This window comes from Isorropodon fossajaponicum endosymbiont JTNG4 (genome assembly GCF_016592615.1).
In the GTDB taxonomy this organism is placed as follows: domain Bacteria; phylum Pseudomonadota; class Gammaproteobacteria; order PS1; family Pseudothioglobaceae; genus Ruthia.
Genome location: NZ_AP013043.1, coordinates 595,862 through 611,181 on the forward strand (window position 1 = coordinate 595,862; position 15,320 = coordinate 611,181).

Consider the following 15,320-nt stretch of genomic DNA (forward strand, 5'->3'; position numbering starts at 1 on the left):
TTTTATAATTTTTTTCATGCCGATTATCACCCTGCCAGACGGAACCCAAAAAACATTTGAGCAGGCGCTTAGCGTTGCGCAAGTGGCAAAGTCTATTGGCTCGGGTTTGGCTAAAGCTGCATTGGCTGGTGAGGTTGGTGGTGAGTTGGTTGATACGTCGTTTTTAATCAAGACAGATGTTAATCTTGAGATTATTACGGCGAGTGATGACAAAGGGCTTGGGGTTATTCGCCATTCTACAGCGCACTTATTGGCACAAGCCACGCAAATGCTTTATCCAAAGGCACAAGTGACAATTGGTCCTGTGATTGACAATGGTTTTTATTATGATTTTGCATATTCAGATGGCTTTTCAGAGGGTGATTTAGCCAAAATTGAAAAAAATATGCACAAACTGGTTAAGCAAAATCTTAAGATTGAAAGATTTGAGATGGGTCGTGATGAAGCGATACAATTTTTTAAAGATAAGGGCGAGTATTACAAAGCTGAAATTATTGAGTCAATTCCTGTGGATCAAACATTATCTTTGTATAAGCAAGGGAATTTTATTGACCTTTGCCGTGGACCACATGTACCTTCGACTGCTAAGTTAAAAGCCTTTAAATTAATGAAATTGGCAGGTGCTTACTGGCGTGGTGACTCTAATAATGAAATGTTACAACGTGTGTATGGCACAGCTTGGGCAACCAAGCAAGATTTAGAAACACATTTGCACAGATTGGAAGAAGCTTCAAACCGCGACCATCGTAAAATTGGCAAAATTCAAGACTTGTTTCACATGCAAGAAGAAGCACCAGGCATGGTATTTTGGCACGCCAAAGGTTGGACATTGTACCAATTGGTTGAGCAAACTATGCGCGGTATTTTCAAAGATAATGGCTATCAAGAGGTACATACACCACAATTAATTGATAAAAGCCTTTGGGAAAAATCAGGCCATTGGGATAAATTTGGCGATGCTATGTTTACCACCAGCTCTGAAAATCGTGATTATGCAGTGAAACCCATGAATTGTCCTGCACATATCCAAATTTATAACCAGGGCTTAAAATCTTATCGTGATTTACCACTGCGCTTGGCAGAGTTTGGCTCGTGCCATCGCAATGAGCCTTCAGGTACGTTGCACGGTATTATGCGTGTGCGTAATTTTGTACAAGATGATGGCCATATTTTTTGTACGCCTGAGCAAATTCAAGTTGAGGTTTCAACCTTTATTGATTTGACTTTTGCTGTGTATAAGCATTTTGGTTTTGATAACGTTGATATTAAACTTTCAACTCGTCCAGAAAATCGTGTGGGTTCAGACGAGGTATGGGATAAAGCCGAGGCGGCATTAGCAGAAGCACTTGATGCCAAAGGTATTAAATGGGAATTGCAAGAAGGCGAAGGTGCATTCTACGGGCCTAAAATTGAGTTTGTATTAAAAGATTGCCTAGAACGACAGTGGCAGTGTGGTACATTGCAAGTAGATTTTTCTATGCCAGAGCGCCTAGGCGCGCAATTCATTGATGAGAATAGTGTAAAGCAAACCCCTGTCATGTTGCACCGTGCAATTTTGGGTTCGCTAGAACGATTTGTGGGTATTTTAATTGAACATTACGAGGGCGCGTACCCTTGTTGGTTAGCACCTATTCAAGCAGTTATTATTAATATTTCTGAAAAACAAGCAGATTTTGTTATCGGTACAACTAAAAAGTTAAAAAAACAAGGACTTAGAGTCATTTCGGACTTGCGGAATGAGAAGATAGGCTTTAAAATACGCGAGCATTCATTACAACGTTATCCTTATATTTTAATCGTGGGTGATCGTGAAATGGAAAATAGTCAAATTTCAGTACGGCAACGTGGCGGTGAAGATTTAGGTGCAATGAGTATTGAAGCGTTTGTAGAAAAGGTAAACCAGGAGACATTATTAAAAAAACAAATAAAGTAAAAACTCGAATTAATGACACCATTAGAGTAGCAGAAGTTCGACTGATTGACGCTAAAGGCGAGCAACTTGGTATTGTTGATACCGATATTGCGAAGCAAAAAGCAACGCAGGCTGGGCTAGATTTAGTAGAGGTTTCTCCCAATGCTCAGCCACCTGTTTGCAAGATTATGGATTTTGGTAAGTTTCTTTATGAATTAAAGAAACAAAAGAAAGAAGCTAAGAAGAAACAAAAAAGAAACACAGTTAAAACCATTAAGTATCGTCCAGGCACCGAAGAGGGTGATTATCAAATTAAATTTAAGAATTTGGTGAAATTTTTAGACAATGGTGACAAGGTTAAAGTTAGTATTTGGTTCCGCGGTCGCGAAATGCAACACAAGGAACTAGGCATGGAAATGCTAGACAGAATTGAAAAGGACACAGAAGAATTTGCCAATGTAGAGCAAAAGGCAAAATTAGAGGGTCGTCAGCTAGGCATGATGCTGGCACCCAAATCAAAGAAAAAGTAAGACTTAAAAAGTCTGAAAATAAAAAAAGCCTGATAGGGCAATAAAAGGAGTAAATGATGCCAAAGTTAAAAACCAATAGAGGGGCTGCAAAGCGCTTCAAAAAAACTGCCAGTGGTGGTTATAAATGTAAACACTCTCACCTACGTCATATTCTGACCAAGAAGAGTACTTCTAGAAAACGCAGTTTGCGCGCACCAGACACGGTTGAGAAAGCCGATGTACCAATGGTTCGTAAAATGTTACCGTATAGTTAATTTAGGAGTATAAGAAAATGGCAAGAGTATCAAGAGGTGTGCAAGCACACGCTAAACATAAGAAAATTTTAAAGAAAGCCAAGGGTTATTATGGCGCAAGATCTAAAGTATATCGCGCTGCTAAACAAGCGGTTATTAAAGCAGGGCAGTACGCGTATCGTGATCGTCGTCAAAGACGTCGTCAATTTCGCCGGCTTTGGATTGTGCGTATTAATGCTGAGGCACGTAATAACGGTTTAAGCTATTCAAGAATGATTGATGGCATGAGCAAAGCAGGCATTGAAATTGATCGTAAAGTTTTATCAGACATTGCTATTTTTGATAAAGCGGCATTTGCAAAAATTGCAGATCAGGCAAAACAGGCTTTAGTTGCATAATAAATAATAATAGGAGTTAGATATGAAGAATAAAATTGTTTTATTAGCGTTATCCGTTATATTTTTATCATCTTGTCAATCGTCAATGAATCGATTTACTCAAGATGAAAGAGGTGCAAATACGTATTCTTCTGCCGAAACTGGTCAATTATCTAGCGTACTAGAAGGGCGCATTATTTCTATTAAACCTATTAAATTATCAGGCTCTAAAGCTTTAGGCGCTGGTGTTGGTGCAGCTTTAGGCGCTGGTGTTGCGGCAAGTGCCGTGGGTGGTGAGAGAGATAAGATACCTGCTGCTATTGTAGGTAGTCTACTTGGCGCTATGGCAGGTCGAGCTATTGAAGAAAATGCAACTGCTGAAACTGGATTTGAATTTTTGATTAAGTTGAGTAGTGGGCAAATCAAAGCTTTTGTGCAAAAATCTCAACAAGAGCTAAGAGTAGGCGGATCAGGTTTATGTTATTCATGGTGGACAAACAGTGCGTCTGACACGTCAATAGTTTGATTGTGATAGGCGCTATTCTTGATAGGGCTAAGACCTCTATTGCAAAAACACAAAACCTACAAGAGCTTGAAGATTTAAGAGTCAGTTTTTTAGGTAAAAAAGGCGAACTAACTGCTTTATTAAAAGGCTTGGGTAAACTCTCAAAAGAGCAATGCCCTAAAATGGGCGAAGCCATTAATCAGGCTAAAGTTAGCATACAAACACTACTAACTGATAAAAAAAATCATTTAGAGCTTATTGCATTAGAAAAGCGCTTATTAGCAGAAAAAATTGACGTCTCCTTACCAGGGCGACATGCTGAAATGGGTGGGTTGCACCCAATCACAATAACGCTTAATCGCATTCAATCTCTATTTGCAAAAAATGGTTTTGAAGTGGCGATAGGCCCTGAAATAGAAGACGATTTTCATAATTTTACCGCGCTTAATATCCCTGAACATCATCCAGCACGTGCTATGCATGATACGTTTTATTTTGATAAAAATACGGTACTAAGAACACACACATCCCCTGTGCAAATTCGCACATTGGAAAAACAAAAACCACCAGTGCGTATCATTGCACCTGGGCGGGTTTTTCGTTGTGATTCAGATATTACACACACCCCGATGTTTCACCAAGTTGAAGGTTTGATTGTTGATAAACATGCAAATTTTGCACAGCTTAAGGGTTTATTGATTGATTTCTTGCGTGCTTATTTTGAAAAAGAAGCATTGAAAGTACGCTTTCGTCCTTCGTATTTTCCATTTACTGAGCCATCTGCAGAAGCTGATATTGAATGCGTTATTTGTAGTGGTAAAGGTTGTCGAGTGTGTAAAAAAACAGGCTGGCTTGAGGTGTTAGGTTGTGGCGTTGTTCATTCTAATGTGTTGTCATTAGTCAATATTGATTCAGAGGTTTATACTGGGTTGGCATTTGGCATAGGGATTGAGCGTTTGGCAATGTTGCGTTATGGTGTGAATGATTTACGTCTTTTCTTTGAAAATGACAGTCGTTTTTTAAGGCAATTTAGATGAATATTTTATCAAACTGGTTACGTGAATGGGTAAATCCTAATGTAACTGATGAAACATTAGCAGAACAATTAACCATGGCAGGGCTTGAGGTTGATGGTATTACACCTATTGCACCAGCTTTTAAAGGTGTTGTTGTGGGTCATGTTGTTTCTTGTGATAAGCATCCTGATGCTGACAAGCTAAATTTGTGCCAAGTTGATGTGGGTGAGGCTGAAAATTTGCAAATTATTTGTGGTGCTAAAAACATCCATTCAGGCTTGAAAGTAATTGTTGCTACGGTTGGCGCTAAGTTGCCAGGTGGTTTAAAGATTAAAAAAGCCAAATTGCGGGGCGTTGAGTCGTTTGGCATGATTTGCTCAGAATCTGAATTAGGCATGATTGATTCATCACAAGGCATTGCTGAGCTTGAAGATGATGCGCCCATTGGGCAGGATATTAGAGCGTATTTAAATCTTGATGATCATGTTATTGAATTAGACATTACACCTAATCGTGGTGATTGTTTTTCAGTTTTAGGTGTTGCCCGTGAAGTGAGTGCTAACTATAATTTGGCTTTTGATTTGCCAGAATTTGAAGTATTTTCGCAAGGCGATTGCGCCATTGGTGCTAGTGTTAGTAATACGCAAGCTTGCCCAAAGTATTTAACAAGAACCATCACAGGTATTGACAATACAGTTAAAACACCTAAATGGATAGCTGATAAGCTAGTACGCTCTGGTCAACAACTTCATTTCCCTGTGGTTGATATTACCAACTTTGTTTTATTAGAATTGGGTCAGCCCATGCATGCGTTTGATTTGTCAAAGTTAACAGGTGATGTTAAAGTTAGAATGGCAAAATCTGGTGAACGACTTGAGTTGTTGAATGAAACCACGCTAAAGCTAAAAGAAGATACCCTGGTCATTGCTGATAGCGATTCAGTGCTTGCTATTGCAGGTGTTATGGGCGGCATGGCCAGCGCTACTCAAAATAATTCTAGCAATATATTATTAGAAAGTGCTTTTTTTGAGCCAGTATCCATTGCAGGAAAGGCCAGAAGTTATGGCTTGCATACCGAGTCATCCTTGCGTTTTGAGCGTGGTGTGGATTTTAATATGACTGAGTTGGCAATGGAGCGCGCCACACAACTTATTGTTGAAATTTGTGGCGGTCAGGCAAGTAAAGTTAATGCTTGTATTGACAAGAGTGCATTGCCAGAATTAAAGCCAATTACCATTAGTCAAGAAAAAATTCAAAAGATTTTAGGCTTTGAGTTAGATGCCAAATGGATTGAGCAAAAATTTATTAATCTTGGGTTTGAAATATCACAACAAACCAATAATTCATGGACCATTATTCCGCCAAGTTTTAGATTTGACATTCGCATTCCTGTTGATTTAATTGAAGAATTGGCAAGGCTGTATGGCTATGACAAATTACCCGTACAAAAACTGTCTTTAGAATCCAATATTAGCACCACTTCTGAGGCTGATATTGACCAGTATGATATTATGCAAAGCTTGGTTAATCGTGGTTATCAAGAGGTTATTACTTATAGTTTTATTTCTGAAAAGTATCAAAATTTAATCAGCCCAGATGCAAAAAAAATCAGACTTTCAAACCCAATTTCAGCTGATATGTCAATCATGCGCTCCTCGCTTATATCAGGCTTATTGCAAACAGTAGAATCTAACCAAAGGCGCGGACATGTAGATGCTAGGTTCTTTGAAATTGGCCTGTGTTTTGATGGTATTAAGGCGGATGAACAATCTAATAAATTAGCCGCTATCGTGACCGGTAATCGCTTTGATGCACAGTGGTCGGCTGATTTACAGCCCCTAGATTTTTTTGACATTAAGGCCGATTTGGAATCATTACTGGCATTAACGAGTGCTGAACTTTCCTTTGAAGCAGCGCAACACACAGCCTTACAAAAAGGGCAAACAGCCAAAATTATATTAAATGGTGAACAAGTAGGTTGGATAGGTGCACTATCACCGATGGTGCAAAAACAATTGTTATTACCTAAATGTTATTTGTTTGAAATTGACTTGGCCAGTATAAAATCGCGCAATATTGCTCAATATAAAGCACTTTCAGCGTATCAACAATCTGGGCGTGATATTGCTTTAGTACTTGATGAAGCTGTGCCTGTGGCTGAGTTAATTCAAAGCGTTAAGGCCATGCAGCAGCAATATCTTGTTGATGTTAACTTGTTTGATGTTTACATAGGAGAGGGGGTTGAGTCAGGCAAGAAAAGTGTTGCACTTAGTTTAACTTATCAGTCACTAGAAGGCACATTAACAGAGACTCAGCTTAATGCTAAAGTTGATGAAGTACTGGTGTTAATGCAAGTTCAATATTCAGCCACACTTAGATAATGTCAATTACTAAAAAAGATATTGCCAGAGCATTGGTAAAAAGCATGGACATAACCCATGTCCATGCATTGGCAATTACGCATGATTTTTTTGACCAAATCAAACAAACGCTAGCCTCTGGAGAGTCAGTAAAACTGTCTAGCTTTGGTAACTTTGTGATTAGAGAGAAATCTGCCAGACCAGGTAGAAATCCTAAAACTGGTGAAGTGGTTGAAATTTCAGCCAGAAAAGTGGTGGTGTTTAAATCAGGACCAAAGTTTAAATCAGCCACTCAAAAAGGCGAATAACCGTAAGCACATCTTAAAGAGTGCAAGTTACAGCGCTAAAATCCCGCCAATATTATTAAAGACTATTTAGAATTGGTTGTTAATCCGTAATAGCTGACATAAAACCTTTTAATACCGGCATTATCTTGTCAATAATTTCTTGATTTTTAGCCACATTGTTCACATGACCTTTGATGGTTTTTTTTGTCTCTTGTAAGGTTGTGTTGTAATCATCATCAAATTCAAAATTTATAAAATAAAAGCCTTTGGCTTTATCTCTAACAGACCTAACTGATAAAAAATCAGTTTCCCAAGCGAGTTCTGCTTGATAGACAGCGTCTGAATTTGTTGTATCTTTTTGTAGTAAAACAAGGGTTGAGCCAAAATGAAAAATAAAGTGACTTGCACTGCAATTTGATGCAGGCGTTGTGTTTAATTCGCCACTTTGAAGTGCATTGGCAATTTGCTTAAGTTGAGGGTTATTCAGTTGGATATATTTTGCATCTAAATATTCTTCAATATTGGCATTAGGATGATTATTTTTAAAAAATTCAACAAGTCTTTTAAGCATGGTTATAGCACTTGGTTAAAACCCATTATTATAGTCAAATATAATGAGCTATTCTTGGTAAGCATACTTATGAGTCAAATCTATCTTTATTATATTTGATGCTATAAATATCAAAAATACTAATGGCCATTGCAGCAATAATAGGACCAATAAATAAACCTAAAATACCAAATTGTATAATACCAGCCAAGGTAGATAGCACTGTGATTAGAGTATGGTCTAGTGTATTTGCGCCATTGGATTTTTTAGATAAGAGCTTGATAATGCTAGGTCGAGCCAAATTATCAACAATAAAGCCAAGCACGACAGCACCAGAGAGTGCCACAATCAACGTATCAGTGGTTTGACCTTGGGCGTATAAATACAAACTCAACGGTAGCCAAATAATTAAACCGCCTAATAAGGGTATAAAACTAGCCAATGCCATTGCAATACCAAAATATAGGGCAGGTAATCCAATGATCATAATCGTGATTGAGAATATCACGCCTTGTAATAGCGCAATCAAAAACACACTGCCTACTAGTGTCATGGATAAGTTTTTAAACTGATTGAGTAAAATATCGTTTAAATGTGTTTCAAGTGGTGATAAGCTTTTAATGCGTTTTACAATTTTTTTACCATCGATATAAAAGTAATAAAGCGTAAAAGTAACAATGATTAAAAACAATATAAAATGTGATGATAGCGATACAATACTTTTAAGTATGACAATGGAGAAGTCTTTAACACTAATAAGAAAAGTCCCTAAATTGTTATTTAATGCAGTGCTTAAAGTACTTTTAATGGCATCTGATAAGGGGAGTTTGGCAACAGTTTGATTAAAAATTTGAGTGATTTTATCAAAGTCAAAATCATGGTTGATGGCTTGTATCGAAGTAGAAATTTCCAGCGTGCTTATTAATAAAATATAACCCAGTGGCAAAATTAAAACAATCGTTACCAGTAGTGTGGTTAGCAATGCTGAGTTATTGGATGAGAATCTATTTTGTAATTGTTCGTACTTTGAAAAAGTTGCAATGGCAATCATCAGTGATAAAAACAAGGCTGAGATAAAAGGGGTAAATAGCCAAATTAATCCGCCAATAGCTAAGAGTAATAAGCTCAGCATAAATCCATGCTCAAAAGGTTTTTGTGTATTAGTATTCATTGATTTTCCATTTTAATAACAGCGTAAGCCACTTGCTCGTAAGGGTGTGCAGACTTCATAGCACTGATAACTGAGCTAAGATGATTGCTTGCACATATCATCTCTACTTTGTATTCTTTAACAGTTTCAAGTTTATCCAAACACCCAATTGCAGGATTGGCATTTTTAATGGGTTTAAATTGACCCATGCCAATCGTTTGCCAGGTGCAATTTTCATAATCATTAAACCTGCCAGCACCTGCTTCAAACATGGCATTTTTTATAAGTTCTAGTTTTGTTTCAGGGACATAAAAACTGATTTGAAACATTAAAATTTACCTTTAAAATAGAGCAATCTTTGGTTATCAGTCATGCGCTCTATGGCATATCTTAAAGTCGTTCTGGGTAATTGCTTGTAATTTTCTTGCAAAAATAGCTGTGTTGCTTGATGGTCTTTTTTGTACACTCCCCTAAGCATCCAGCCAATAGCTTTGTGAATTAAATCATGAGTATCAGCCAATAAGGCTTTGGCAATTTTAAAAGTGGGTTCAAATTCACCTTGCTTAATAAAAGCAAAGGTAGCGACAATGGCAATACGTTTCTCCCATAAATCATTGGATTTTGAAAACTCAAACAACAAGGGCAATTGGTCTTGGTGGTGGTAAATATAATCCCCCACAATATGAGGCGTGGTGGTATCAACCAAATCCCAATTATTAACCGAGTTGATATTTTTTAGATAATACTTAAAAACAGAGGTCTCATCATCCGATTGATATTTATTCACTAATATAATCAAACCACAGTGGCGTATTTCATGAATGGGATGATGAATGAGTTTGTCTATTTCAGCATAAGCAATACCTTCAAAATACTGCTTAGCAACTTGCCTAATTTGAGGCATACGCACACCCATAAATTGGTCAAACTCAGAATACTCACCCTTACCAGTTTTAAAAAACCACTCATTGGTTTGTCGTCTTTGCTCGGTTGCAAAAGATTTTAGTTGCGAGATAATCTTATCACTGCTCATCAGTTATACTAATACTTTAATTTATTAGTGGACAATCATACATGCAAATAGCCTACTTTGCTGGTGGATGTTTTTGGTGTGTTGAAGCAATTTTTCAACGCATTGAAGGGGTTGTTAAGCTCACCTCTGGTTATTGCAATGGCAACACTGTCGATCCTACTTATCAAGATATTTGTACAGGTGCAACTGGGCATGCTGAGGTGGTTAAAATTGAGTTTGATGAGTCAAAAGTATCTTTCAAGACATTACTAAACGTTTTTTTTGAAACGCACGACCCGACCACACTAAACCAACAAGGTAGTGATCGTGGCACGCAGTATCGTTCTGCCATTTTTTATACCAACGACGAGCAACAATCACAAGCAATTGATATGATTAATCATATGAGTGATAAGATTGTAACGCAATTTATAAAACTGGATGTGTTTTATCCCGCTGAAAATTATCACCAAAACTATTTTAATGACAATTCATTACAACCTTATTGCCAAATGCTAATCGCACCCAAACTAGCCAAATACTTTAACTAATGAACGACCAAGAACTGCTTAGATATTCTCGCCAAATACTACTACCCCAAATCAGCATTGAAGGGCAACAAACCCTTAAAGATGCCACTTTATTGTTAATTGGCGTAGGTGGCTTGGGTTCGCCCAGCGCCCTATATTTAGCTGCTGCTGGTATTGGGCATTTAATCATTGCTGATTTTGATGAAGTTGAATTGTCAAATTTGCAACGGCAAATCATCCACTTTACAGACGATATCGGTAGAAAAAAAGTCGATTCTGCCAAAGATAAAATGCTTGCTATTAATCCCAACATAAAAGTTACTACGATTGAAAAACTAAATCAAGATAATCTTAATGGTTGGGTGGCTAAAGCCGATGTGGTTTTAGATGGTACGGATAATTTTGACACCCGCTTTAAAGTTAACAAGGCTTGTGTTGTACAAAAAACACCCTTAGTATCAGCAGCAGTCATCCGCTTTGAGGGGCAATTGTCCGTATTTAAAGGTTACGAACAAACACAGCCTTGCTACCAATGCTTGTATTCAGTTGAAGGAAATTCTGATGAGAATTGTACCAGTAATGGCATACTATCACCCGTTGCAGGCATGATGGGCTCGTTGCAAGCCTTGCAAGCCATCAAAGTCCTTTTAAATTTGGGCGAGCAATTAGTGGGAAAATTAATGCTAATTGATGCGCTAGACCTTTCTTTTAGAAAAATTAAAATAAACAAAGACGAGTCTTGTAAAATCTGTGCTCACGGGGCGTAGCGCAGTCTGGTAGCGCACCACACTGGGGGTGTGGTGGTCACAGGTTCAAATCCTGTCGTCCCGACCAATTTTAACCTTTGATATCAACGAATTAAAGCATTTCTATAAATCAAGTACAATATTAAAATTCTACTAAAATGCCATAAAGTGCTATAAAATTAGCACACTTTTAGCACACTTTTAGCACACTTTTAGCACACTTTTAGCACACTTTTAGCACACTTTTAGCACACTTTTAGCACACTTTTAGCACACTTTTAGCACACTTTACTTGATTTAAGCATGGCAACAATTTACCCAAGAGGGGATGTATGGTATTTGAATTATAGTGATGCACGAGGGCAGCACCGTAAAAGTCTGGGAAAGATATCTGAGCATTTGGCTAAAGTTAGATTAAAGCAAAAAGAATATGAGCTTTCTATGGGTATAAATTGCAACTCTCATAGCGCAATTAGCTTTAGAAGAGAGTATGCAACAATATATTTAACGTGGTATGAAGAAACTTATCCCAGCTCTTTTCAATTAGTGCTTTATGCTGTGCTTGATTTTTGAAAAATATTTCAATATGCGCCTTAATGAAATTTCGCAAAAAGATATTGATATTGCCGTTAAAAATCTGAAAGAAAAAGGTCTAAAGTCAGCGACCATTAATAGAAAAACAACAACATTAAAAGCAATGTTTAGTAGGGCCAAGAGGGGCGGCTTTTTGGTTGCTAATGTTGAAATTGAAAAAATACCCGAATTAAAAAGTAAGCCACCAAAATATTATTCAAAAAAAGAGCTTAAAATGATTTATGAGTTTGATAAAGAAACAGAGCATTGGTGGAAATTTTTGGCAAATACAGGGTTAAGGCTAGACGAGTTCTATAACTTAAAGTGTGAGAATATTACCGAGACAGGTATTTATGTAATCTCAACTGACGAAAATAGGAACAAGTCTAAAAAATGGCGAAAAATACCGGTATCAATGGGCGTTAATAAGGTTTTAAAAGATTTTGATTTAACCCAAGAATACTTGTTTCCACGATATTCTGACAAAACGTATTACAATAAAAAATTTAGAAGATTAAAAGTTTCAAAAAATAAAGGGCATTTAAGCCCCTCTATTCTATCAAAATTTTTAATAGATTTATCGTGGAAATCTTCCTCTTTAGAGGGAAGTTCGTATTCATTACTAGACACTAAGACCTTGGTTGAATATGGAGAAAAACCAAAAACATCCCTTAAAAGAGATGATTTAATGATATTAAACCATATAGATGCTATTAAGCACTTGGTTCAAATTAAAAAAATAAACAGTGAAGAGATTAAAGTAATCAATCAATTTTTGTTAAAAGATGGATTGGACGAGTTTGACAGGGGTGGAATATTAAGGGGCTTTACTGAACTTGAGATAACTCATTCAACTTATATTCCTGCAACAGATGGCGTTTTATTAAATAAAATTTTGGATGATATCGTGGGGGTGCTAAATCAAAAAACCCCAATTGAGCAATCTTTTTATTTGTTTTCTAGAATCCCTTATGCACAGTTTTTTTCTGATGGAAATAAACGCTCTGCCCGTCTTTTGTGCAATCAGCCTTTATTGTCTGCTGGGTTGTCGCCTATTTCTATGGTTGACATTAACAAGAATAACTACTTAAAAAGTTTACTGGTCTTTTATGAGCTAGGGGATGATAGGTTATTACAAGAGGTTTTTTTAAAAAGTTATATAGACTCCATATTGAGATACAGCAACTTATCACAAGAGCAACGAATTGAACTTGCTAAAGACAAAGAAAACATCCAAAAACAATTATTTAATTGTTTTACTAGCAAAGGAAAACCTGTACCATCTTTTTTTAACTGTAACAACAATGGGCAACAAAGCTAGCCTTTTCAATCGCCTTAAACTTAAAAATGTCAATAAATAAAAATTATAAATCTTTGCAGTCTTTGTTCGCAAAAGGCTTGATTACATATCCACGCTCTAATTCAAATGAGATATCTCAAGCTTCAACACAGGTCTTAAAGGCTTTTGCACAAGATAACGACTTTAGTTTTACCAACACAACAACACCTCTGGAGCAGTTTAAATTTGCTCATGAAGCGCCAACACTTACTTTAGAAGGGGTGAGCCTTAAAAAAAACTAAACAATCGGGTGCCAAGCCTACAACAGAACTGATTATTTTAAATTATATCGCTTTGCTGCAGTTCAAAGCGTTTGTCCCCAAACAAACAAAAACCATTGTTTTAAATGAAAAAGGTCGGTGATATGCTAAAAAATTAGTACCTGAGCATACAATTGAAAATATTAATAAATCAGAGGTGGTTATGCTCAATAATAATGATAAAAAATCAAGTCTTGCGCCAAGTGTTGAGCAGGTGATTGGTGAAGGCAATGCTGCCATGCTTATTCCTGCAAGTTTTTAACAAAAACAACAGAAAGAACAAAAGCAACAAGATGAATCGAGAATAAAAGCCTCATGAAAAATCAAAGAAAGTTAGTACATGCCTCACAAGCCTGCTCTGTAGGTTTGTGAATTGTCCTTGAACCTCAGCGAAAGGCAACCCTAAGCGGGAGCGTAGCATAAAACAAGTTCTGTCGATTGAGTGCACCGAACTCTCCAAGCAGGTAAAACCTGCTTAGTAAAAGTTTAAAGTCTCAGTAACTAACGGACTATCATTTACTGGCACTTTGCTTTTTTTCAAAAAGAGCAAGGCTGCTGGCTGATGCGCACAAGTTACAACCGCAGTAGAAAAAGCATTTAAAGATTCAAATCTAGTTGCATAAATGTATAAAATATTTATCTTTAAATGGATATTTATATATAATGTAATTTATTTTATACATTTATGCATGATGGACTATAAAACTTTGGGTGATGAGATTCTAAGTATTAGAAGACAAAAAAAAATATCGCAAGCTTTGATAGCCAAAGACCTTGGCATTACGCGAATAACCATCAGCGCTGTTGAGAACGCCAAGGGCAATGTTGGTATTAAAACGGTTATGCAGATTGCTGATTATTTGGGGCAGCAGTTAACGCTATCTCAAGCTTCATAATTTCCAACCTTTGAGGCGTTAAAAAATGGAAGATAAAAACACGTGGTGAAATAACGCCACAAGAATTGCTAGCAGTATTTAAAACTATTGAAAAGACAGGTGCGCTTGAAACCTTGCAAAAAGTTAGAAGCCACACAAGCCGAGTTTTTCGTTATTGTGCTGGTCTTGGAATAGTGGAGCGAGACCCAACTAGAGACTTGCCTAGCGATATTTTTCAAAAACCAAAAGTTAAACACTACACAACCATTACAGACCCTAAAGAAATTGGAGGACTTTTGCGAATGCTTGATGATTATCAAGGTAGTTATCAAATTGCATTTTCTTTAAAGATAGCGCCTTATTTATTTTTACGCCCAAATGAGTTAGCTGGTCTTAGGTGGGATGAAATAGACTTTAATGACAGAATGATTAGAATAGGTGTAAAACGTATGAAAATGGGTACAGCGCACCTAGTTCCATTGCCTCACCAAGTTGTTGCTTTATTGCAAAAAATTAAGAGCATTAAATCTAATAGTGAATTTGTATTTCCAAGTATTCGTAATAAAAGCACTTCCATCTCGCCTGAAAGTTTAAGGGCTGGTCTTAGACGATTGGGACTGGATAAAGATGAGTTTACAACCCATGGATTCAGACATATGGCCTCAACTAGACTTCATGAGCTTGGGTTTAGAGGTGGTGTTATCGAACGTCAATTAGCACACGCAGAAAAAAATAAAGTAAAGGCTGCTTATAACCATGCTCAATACTTAGTCGAACGTGTGACAATGATGCAAGAGTGGCTGATTATCTTGATAGGTTAAAAGGCAATACTAATAAAAAAATTAAGACTGACAATGTTTTCGTTCAAAAAACCAAGGAATTAACAAAAAATGTTAAAAAAATATATACATCTATAAAAACTCTATTTGCACAGGCGAAAAAAAGGCTATCTAATGATAACTTGATTTTATAGATGGTGCCGAAGGCCGGATTCGAACTGGCGACCTACTGATTACAAATCAGTTGCACTACCAACTGTGCTACTTCGGCATAAGGTTGAGAATT

Annotated in this window: 19 protein-coding genes and 2 tRNA genes; 16 read left to right on the forward strand and 5 right to left on the reverse strand. The window is 36.9% G+C overall.

Annotated features, from left to right (window positions below; all coding sequences use genetic code 11):
• The first annotated feature begins 16 nt into the window (after nucleotides 1-16).
• Genes thrS through CVFO_RS03525 form a run of 8 tightly spaced genes read left to right on the forward strand, consistent with a single transcriptional unit; the run spans nucleotide 17 to nucleotide 7,241 of the window.
• Nucleotides 17-1,933 carry a threonine--tRNA ligase gene (thrS, locus tag CVFO_RS03490; protein ID WP_201340201.1) on the forward strand — a complete coding sequence of 639 codons (1,917 nt, stop codon included), beginning with the start codon at nucleotides 17-19 and terminating at the stop codon, nucleotides 1,931-1,933.
• A complete protein-coding gene (infC, locus tag CVFO_RS03495) occupies nucleotides 1,909-2,442 on the forward strand; it encodes a translation initiation factor IF-3 (RefSeq protein ID WP_201340395.1) in 534 nt (177 codons plus the stop codon). The genes thrS and infC overlap by 25 nt, the downstream gene beginning before the upstream one ends.
• Before the next feature lie 56 nt (nucleotides 2,443-2,498).
• The gene (gene rpmI, locus CVFO_RS03500) at nucleotides 2,499-2,696 is read left to right on the forward strand and encodes a 50S ribosomal protein L35 (protein WP_071563888.1); all 198 of its coding nucleotides are present in this window, start codon (nucleotides 2,499-2,501) and stop codon (nucleotides 2,694-2,696) included.
• A gap of 17 nt (nucleotides 2,697-2,713) precedes the next feature.
• Nucleotides 2,714-3,073, forward strand: a complete 360-nt coding sequence (rplT, locus tag CVFO_RS03505) for a 50S ribosomal protein L20 (RefSeq protein WP_201340202.1) — start codon at nucleotides 2,714-2,716, stop codon at nucleotides 3,071-3,073.
• Nucleotides 3,074-3,095: 22 nt separating this feature from the next.
• Nucleotides 3,096-3,578 carry an outer membrane lipoprotein gene (locus tag CVFO_RS03510; protein WP_201340203.1) on the forward strand — a complete coding sequence of 161 codons (483 nt, stop codon included), beginning with the start codon at nucleotides 3,096-3,098 and terminating at the stop codon, nucleotides 3,576-3,578.
• Between the two features lie 5 nt (nucleotides 3,579-3,583).
• Complete coding sequence (pheS, locus tag CVFO_RS03515; RefSeq protein ID WP_425352124.1) at nucleotides 3,584-4,594, forward strand: phenylalanine--tRNA ligase subunit alpha; 1,011 nt, start codon at nucleotides 3,584-3,586, stop codon at nucleotides 4,592-4,594.
• Nucleotides 4,591-6,954: a phenylalanine--tRNA ligase subunit beta gene (gene pheT / locus CVFO_RS03520; RefSeq protein ID WP_201340205.1), complete on the forward strand. Its 2,364-nt coding sequence runs from the start codon at nucleotides 4,591-4,593 to the stop codon at nucleotides 6,952-6,954. Before pheS ends, pheT begins: the two co-directional genes overlap by 4 nt.
• The gene (locus CVFO_RS03525) at nucleotides 6,954-7,241 is read left to right on the forward strand and encodes an integration host factor subunit alpha (protein ID WP_201340206.1); all 288 of its coding nucleotides are present in this window, start codon (nucleotides 6,954-6,956) and stop codon (nucleotides 7,239-7,241) included. Before pheT ends, CVFO_RS03525 begins: the two co-directional genes overlap by 1 nt.
• Nucleotides 7,242-7,320: 79 nt before the next feature.
• Here the strand turns inward: CVFO_RS03525 and CVFO_RS03530 are convergent, their stop codons facing one another.
• The 4 genes from CVFO_RS03530 to CVFO_RS03545 form a co-directional block, all read right to left on the reverse strand.
• Nucleotides 7,321-7,791 carry a hypothetical protein gene (locus CVFO_RS03530; RefSeq protein ID WP_201340207.1) on the reverse strand — a complete coding sequence of 157 codons (471 nt, stop codon included), beginning with the start codon at nucleotides 7,789-7,791 and terminating at the stop codon, nucleotides 7,321-7,323.
• A gap of 67 nt (nucleotides 7,792-7,858) precedes the next feature.
• Nucleotides 7,859-8,941 carry an AI-2E family transporter gene (locus tag CVFO_RS03535; RefSeq protein ID WP_201340208.1) on the reverse strand — a complete coding sequence of 361 codons (1,083 nt, stop codon included), beginning with the start codon at nucleotides 8,939-8,941 and terminating at the stop codon, nucleotides 7,859-7,861.
• Nucleotides 8,938-9,249 carry a YqfO family protein gene (locus CVFO_RS03540; protein ID WP_201340209.1) on the reverse strand — a complete coding sequence of 104 codons (312 nt, stop codon included), beginning with the start codon at nucleotides 9,247-9,249 and terminating at the stop codon, nucleotides 8,938-8,940. Before CVFO_RS03540 ends, CVFO_RS03535 begins: the two co-directional genes overlap by 4 nt.
• Entirely contained in the window at nucleotides 9,249-9,953 is a 705-nt protein-coding gene (locus tag CVFO_RS03545; RefSeq protein WP_201340210.1) for a DNA alkylation repair protein, read from the reverse strand. The genes CVFO_RS03540 and CVFO_RS03545 overlap by 1 nt, the downstream gene beginning before the upstream one ends.
• A gap of 41 nt (nucleotides 9,954-9,994) precedes the next feature.
• On the opposite strand from CVFO_RS03545, the gene msrA reads away from it, so the two are divergent.
• From msrA to CVFO_RS03585, 8 genes are all read left to right on the forward strand, one after another.
• Nucleotides 9,995-10,483: a peptide-methionine (S)-S-oxide reductase MsrA gene (msrA, locus tag CVFO_RS03550; RefSeq protein WP_201340211.1), complete on the forward strand. Its 489-nt coding sequence runs from the start codon at nucleotides 9,995-9,997 to the stop codon at nucleotides 10,481-10,483.
• Nucleotides 10,483-11,229 (forward strand): HesA/MoeB/ThiF family protein, encoded by a 747-nt coding sequence (locus CVFO_RS03555; protein WP_201340212.1) that lies wholly within the window; start codon nucleotides 10,483-10,485, stop codon nucleotides 11,227-11,229. Before msrA ends, CVFO_RS03555 begins: the two co-directional genes overlap by 1 nt.
• A tRNA-Pro gene (locus CVFO_RS03560) sits at nucleotides 11,220-11,296 on the forward strand. The genes CVFO_RS03555 and CVFO_RS03560 overlap by 10 nt, the downstream gene beginning before the upstream one ends.
• 215 nt (nucleotides 11,297-11,511) lie before the next feature.
• Nucleotides 11,512-11,781: a hypothetical protein gene (locus CVFO_RS03565; protein ID WP_201340213.1), complete on the forward strand. Its 270-nt coding sequence runs from the start codon at nucleotides 11,512-11,514 to the stop codon at nucleotides 11,779-11,781.
• Nucleotides 11,771-13,102: a Fic family protein gene (locus tag CVFO_RS03570; protein WP_201340214.1), complete on the forward strand. Its 1,332-nt coding sequence runs from the start codon at nucleotides 11,771-11,773 to the stop codon at nucleotides 13,100-13,102. Before CVFO_RS03565 ends, CVFO_RS03570 begins: the two co-directional genes overlap by 11 nt.
• 77 nt (nucleotides 13,103-13,179) lie before the next feature.
• Nucleotides 13,180-13,362 (forward strand): hypothetical protein, encoded by a 183-nt coding sequence (locus tag CVFO_RS03575; RefSeq protein WP_201340215.1) that lies wholly within the window; start codon nucleotides 13,180-13,182, stop codon nucleotides 13,360-13,362.
• Nucleotides 13,363-14,069: 707 nt separating this feature from the next.
• Complete coding sequence (gene relB, locus CVFO_RS03580; protein WP_225879318.1) at nucleotides 14,070-14,276, forward strand: type II toxin-antitoxin system RelB family anti-toxin; 207 nt, start codon at nucleotides 14,070-14,072, stop codon at nucleotides 14,274-14,276.
• A 50-nt stretch (nucleotides 14,277-14,326) separates the two neighbouring features.
• Entirely contained in the window at nucleotides 14,327-15,076 is a 750-nt protein-coding gene (locus CVFO_RS03585; protein ID WP_425352125.1) for a tyrosine-type recombinase/integrase, read from the forward strand.
• Between the two features lie 153 nt (nucleotides 15,077-15,229).
• On the opposite strand, the gene CVFO_RS03590 is transcribed toward CVFO_RS03585, so the two are convergent.
• Nucleotides 15,230-15,305 (reverse strand) — tRNA-Thr (locus CVFO_RS03590).
• Nucleotides 15,306-15,320: the final 15 nt, after the last annotated feature.